The sequence below is a fragment of the Actinomycetes bacterium genome (genome assembly GCA_036000965.1).
Taxonomy (GTDB): domain Bacteria; phylum Actinomycetota; class CALGFH01; order CALGFH01; family CALGFH01; genus DASYUT01.
In genome coordinates this window covers 1-5,134 of the sequence record DASYUT010000158.1, presented here as the reverse complement: position 1 = coordinate 5,134, position 5,134 = coordinate 1, and the positions used below count along the sequence as shown (strand labels likewise).

Genomic DNA, 5,134 nt, shown 5'->3' with positions numbered 1-5,134 from the left:
GACCGTGGGGACGGTGGCTTCAAACTGCTCCTCCTGTCAGGAGTGCTGGGCTTGGGACTTGACGACGGCCGGGAGATGGGCCGATGCGGCGACGCGGCGGCGGCAGGCAGCCGCGACCTCCGGGGTGAAGTCGATGTACTTGCGACCGCCGCGGCCCCGGCGCCACGGGAGGTGGCCGCGCTCGGTCCAGTAGTAGACGACATCGGGCTTCACCCCCAGCGCCCCGGCCACCTCGGCGATGGTGCGCTCGTTGGGCTCCCGGCCCGCGGGGTCGATGTCGCGGTGAACCTGCGGTGAGGCCGCCACGCGCTCCCGCCAGGCGGCCTCCACGTCCGGCCCGAACGGGACGCACCAGCGGTTGGAGCGGCCCCGCCGGGCCTGCATCAGCCCACGGTTGATCCAGTCGGTCACGGTTCCTGGTTCACGCCCAGGCGGCCAGCCACGTCGCGCACGGTCAGCTCACCGGGGCGGAGGAGATCGGGCGATCCGATCCCGTGGTAGTGGCGCAGCGAGGAGACGGCGTCAGCGTCGAAGGCTCTCCCGCCCCCGTTCGGTGCCCGGCCGCGTTCAGCTCGGCGGCGAGGGTGGCGTTGTCGGTGGTCGGCCCGAGCCGTCGGGCGAGCTCGACGGCGGCGGGAGCGGTGCGGCGGTATTCGACGACCGCCATCCGCCGGGCGAGCGCCACCTCGTCGGTGGCGCCGGTGTGCCAGCGAATCCCGATGCGGGCCTTGGCCAGGTCGGGCTCGGGGAGCAGGGTGACGTCGGCGACGAGGGTGCGCAGCAGCCGCTTGCGGTCCCGGGCCGCGGTGGTCGGCGCGTGCCACAGGCCAGACACGTTGGTGGTGAGGGCTTCGAGCTCGGTCCGGGACGGAAGGGGCGGGACGGCGGCTTGCGCCTGGGTCAGGGCCTTCTCAGCCTCGGCCAGGACGGCCAGGCGCGACTCCCAGCGGGACTCGAGGTTGCGGGCCACAAGGCGGTTCTCGGGCTCGCAGGCGCAGAAGGCCCGCTCCGCCCGGTCGGCCTGGTAGCGGGCCCGCTCCACGGCCAGCTCGGCGGCCCGGCTGCGGCGCGCCCGACGGTCGGCGACCTCGTCGGCGGCGGCCAGGGCCAGGGCGACCTCCTCGGGGTTGAGGGCGTCCAGGAGGCGCTCGGCCACGGCGTCGTCGACGCTGACGGCGCTGATCGACCGGCAGGTGGCCGTCGCTGTCTGGTCGGCCCGGGAGGCTGAGCACTCGTAGGCGGCGTGGCCGTTGCGGTGGTAACGGGTCGACATGGTCGCCCGCAGGAGCCGCAGACGATGATCCCCTGGCACAGGGCGTGGCCCTCGCGCGGCGGGCGGGCCCCGGCGTTGGTGGTGTTGGCCTGAAGCCGGGCGGCGTTGGCCAGGTAGTCGTCCCAGCAGACGTAGCCGGGGTGGTGGTCGTGGACGGCCACCGGCCACTCCTGGCGGGCCAGCTCGACGACCTTGGTCCGCACCGTCCCGTCCGGGGCCACCACCCGGTGGGAGTGGTAGCGGCCGAACACGTAGGTGCCGGCGTAAGCGGGGTTGGCCAGGATGCCGAGCACCCGGGAGTGGGTCAGCCGGCCCCAGCGCAGCTGGCCGGCCCACGCCCCACCGTAGGCACGCAACGGGAAGCGTCGCCCCTTGAACGCGGCCACGACCTGGTAGGCGGACCCGCCGGCGCGGAAGGCGGCGAAGACGTCGGTGACCGCCGCCGCCACCTCCGCGTCCGGGTCCATCACCGTGGCGCCCTCGTCGTCGTAGACGTAGCCGACCGGCAGCGGGAAGCGCAGCTCCCCCCGCGCCGCCGCGGCCCGCTTGGCGCCCTGGAGCCGACCGGCCAGAAAGTGCAGCTCGGCCTGTCGGGTAGCCGGGGCCCATTGCTGTGCCCCGGCCCCCTCAGAACCGTGCGGGCCCGTCATCCGAGCACACGGCTCAAGCGAGCCCTATGGCTCGCAGGCGCGCAGCAGCGCGGGTCCGCCGCCGGTGTCGGCGGTGAGCCGCTGCCGGCAGTGGGCGTGCAGGAGACGGACGTGTGGTCCGTCCAGGGTGCCCGGTCCCGCTCGGGCGATCGCGTTACGGGTGATCGCCTTGCGGGTTGCCCGCATCCATTGCTCCCATTCGCGGGGGCTGGTCGGCGGGTCGTCGGCGTGCAGCAAAAGCGCCCCGCAGACCGGGCAGGCGCCGTTCTGGTTCACCAGCAGGTGCCAGTCGGCCTTGTCCACCAGCGGGATCACCGTCTTGCGCCGCCGCCGGGCCCAGTACTCGGCCAGGGCCGGATCATCCGGAGACGCTCCGATCTTGACCAGCTGGTGCCGGACGATCTTCGTCCACGCGAACTTGCGCAGATAGGCACCGCTGTCACGGTTCCCGAACACCCACCGGTCACGCCGGTGAGGGTTGAACGCGCCGAAGTACTGGTGAACGATCCAGTCCCTCGACTTGTTCGCGTGGGCGTATTTGGCCCATTTGTAGGCCAGCTTCCACACGTGGTGGTCCAGTGCCGCGAACGTCGCGGTGGAGACCACTCCCCGGTAGTAGGCAGACCAGCCCCGGATGATCGGGTTGAGCCTGGCGATCACCGCTTCGGCGTTGGACCCTCGCAGGGCCAGCATCTCGGCGGCGAGCCGTTCCCGGATCCGTTGCACGGCCGCCTTGCTCGGCTTGATCAGCAGCTTGCGATTGCGATGTCGGCGAACGTGGAAGCCCAAGAACTCGAAGCCGTCATCGAGGTGCACGATCCGTGTCTTGTCCTCGTTGAAGGCCAGCCCCCTGGGCGCCAGCCAGGCGGCCAGCCGCGCCTTGACCTGCTCGGCCTGCTCGCGGCTGACGCACATCGCCACAAGATCGTCTGCGTATCTCACCAGCACGGGACTGCCCCGCATCGCGCTTCCGGCATTGACGCCGGTCTCGTGATAGCGGACCCCGGCGGCCTGCTCCATGCCGTGCAAGGCCACGTTCATCAGCACGGGGCTGATCACCCCGCCTTGAGGAGTTCCCTCCTGGGTTGGGGCGAACCAACCGTTGTCGACCACGCCCGCCTTCAGCCACTGGGCGATGAGTCCCCGCGCGGGGAACGTGCCCAGCGAGGTGAGCAAGTGCTCATGATCGATTCGGTCGAATGCCGCCGCCAGGTCGGCGTCGAGCACCCACGGCCGTTTGGGGTTGGGCCCCTTGCCGGTCAGGTAGATGGACTCGATCGCGTCGTGGCAGCCGCGGCCCGGCCGGAATCCATAGGATCTGGGCTCAAACCGCGCCTCCCACTCGGGTTCCAGCGCAGCCAGGACAACCGCTTGCAAGGCCCTGTCCGCGATGACGGGAATGCCGAGCGGGCGCTGACGCCCGCCTGCCTTCGGTATGTACACCCGCTTGACGGGTTTGGGCTTCCACGACTCGGCCCGGTGCTGCACCCAGCCGGCCAACTCGGCCTTCGCCTGGGGCAGCAGCGCCGTGTTGCCGTCGATGCCTGCCGTCTTGCGGCCCGTGTTGACCTCCGCCACGCGCCGCACGCTCAACAGCGTGTTGGCTCGGGAGCGGAGCATCAGCTTCTGCAAGTTGCGGACCTTCTTGAGGTCCCCTGCCTGCGATGCCGTGAAGATCCGTTGCCTCAGCCGCCGTACGTCATCCTCCACCGGCCGCCAGTCGATCCACAGCCAGTCGCAAGGTTCGCCCTCGGGTCCGTTCACCGCGCCGACGACGGGTGCGGCGGCCTGCGCCGTCCCACCCCTCTTCCTCGCCACGGTGTCCAACTTGTCCCTCGGTTCCAGCGCCTTGAAGTCAGCAGTTCGACACAGGCCCACCAGACCCACGTCAGCACCCTTTCGGGTCCGGGCAGACGCCCGTATCCGGCCGGTTATACGAGACGACCGGCGGAGGGGCCGATCACGTTGTCTCGCCTTCCCGCTGCCTTTCGGCCACCGGCATTTGCTTCTTGGGCCTTCCTGTTCCCGCCGGGGAGTTCCGCGTCCCTCACGGTCGGCCTACCAGACACCGCACTCGGCACCTGGACCCCGACGGGGTTACCGCGTTGCGCACGCACGAGATCCGACTGGGGTGGGCGCCCCCTATACCCCGGGAACAGCGGTGTCCTACGGCTGTTGGTCGCGTCCCGCAGCCGCCGCTTGCCGCCTCTCAACGGCCGGTTCCTGCACCCCGGCACCACGACCCATCACGCAGGGCTGTACCTGACGAGGCATCACCAGGGGTTCACTCGCGTTCGCCCGTCCAGTCTTCCCCTTCGCCTGTGGCGCTCGGATGGAGCGGGCGCCCTTGGGCTTGACCCCCTGAGCTTCGCACCCCGCGGTTACCCGCGACGCACGTCAGGGTGGGGACGGACCTTGGACACTGGTCCGGAACTACACCCTCGTCACCGATCCTCCAGTCGGCGAGTTCACTCGCAACGTGCGCCCTCGCGTCGCACCGCTCATCGTCCCCTCCCGACCCCAGCAGCAGCCGGTCGTTGTAGTCCACCGGGTCATAGATGCCATCGGCGTCGGCCAGCAGCGCGCCCGACAGCGCGCACAGGTCCAGCAGCCGGTACCAGTCAGCGCCCGAGCGGGCCAGCCGCGACACCTCGATGCCCAGCACCAGCCCCACATGCCCCATGGTGATCTCGGTGACCAGCCGACCGAACCCCACCCGGCCGGCTGCCCTGGACCCGGACTTGCCGAGATCGTCGTCGATCACCAGCACCCGCGAGGTCTGCCAGCCCAGCGCGACCGCCCGCTCCACCAGCCCGTACTGCAACCGGGTCGACTCCCCATGGTCAGCGACCTGCTGGCGGGTGGACTGGCGCACATACACCACCGCCAGCCGCTCAAGATGCCGGTCGCCCACCTTGCCGCCCAGCCGCTCCCACGGCAGCACCGCAGTCATGGCCGCCCCCCTTCACCGGCCAGATCCCGGACGTCGACGCCCGTCGCGCCCACGCCCGGCAGCCGCACCGCCAGCACCCGGCTGGCCAGCACCGCCAGCCACCACACCGCCGCCCGCCGGTTGGCCTCCGGCAGCTCCGCCCAGCACTGGTTGGCCGCCCACTGGGGGGCCAGGGTCTTCCCCCGTCGTCCATGACGACCCGCCCTCCTCGCCACGCGCGCGGGCTCGCAGCCGCTCGACGACCTCGACCAGCCGCAG

At 71.3% G+C, this 5,134-nt stretch carries 4 protein-coding genes and 1 pseudogene; all 5 read right to left on the bottom strand.

The window, feature by feature from the left end; genetic code table 11:
- Nucleotides 1-36: 36 nt before the first annotated feature.
- Entirely contained in the window at nucleotides 37-411 is a 375-nt protein-coding gene (locus VG276_13980) for a MerR family transcriptional regulator (GenBank protein HEV8650478.1), read from the bottom strand.
- A 43-nt stretch (nucleotides 412-454) separates the two neighbouring features.
- On the bottom strand, nucleotides 455-1,273 hold the full coding sequence (locus VG276_13975; GenBank protein ID HEV8650477.1) for a hypothetical protein: 819 nt from the start codon (nucleotides 1,271-1,273) through the stop codon (nucleotides 455-457).
- Between the two features lie 674 nt (nucleotides 1,274-1,947).
- A complete protein-coding gene (gene ltrA, locus VG276_13970; protein ID HEV8650476.1) occupies nucleotides 1,948-3,687 on the bottom strand; it encodes a group II intron reverse transcriptase/maturase in 1,740 nt (579 codons plus the stop codon).
- 754 nt (nucleotides 3,688-4,441) lie between these two features.
- Nucleotides 4,442-4,876 (bottom strand): annotated as a pseudogene (locus VG276_13965) (recombinase family protein).
- Nucleotides 4,873-5,134, bottom strand: a 262-nt coding sequence (locus VG276_13960; protein ID HEV8650475.1) for a hypothetical protein, incomplete at its 5' end; no start/stop codon positions are given. The gene VG276_13960 and the pseudogene VG276_13965, both read right to left, overlap by 4 nt.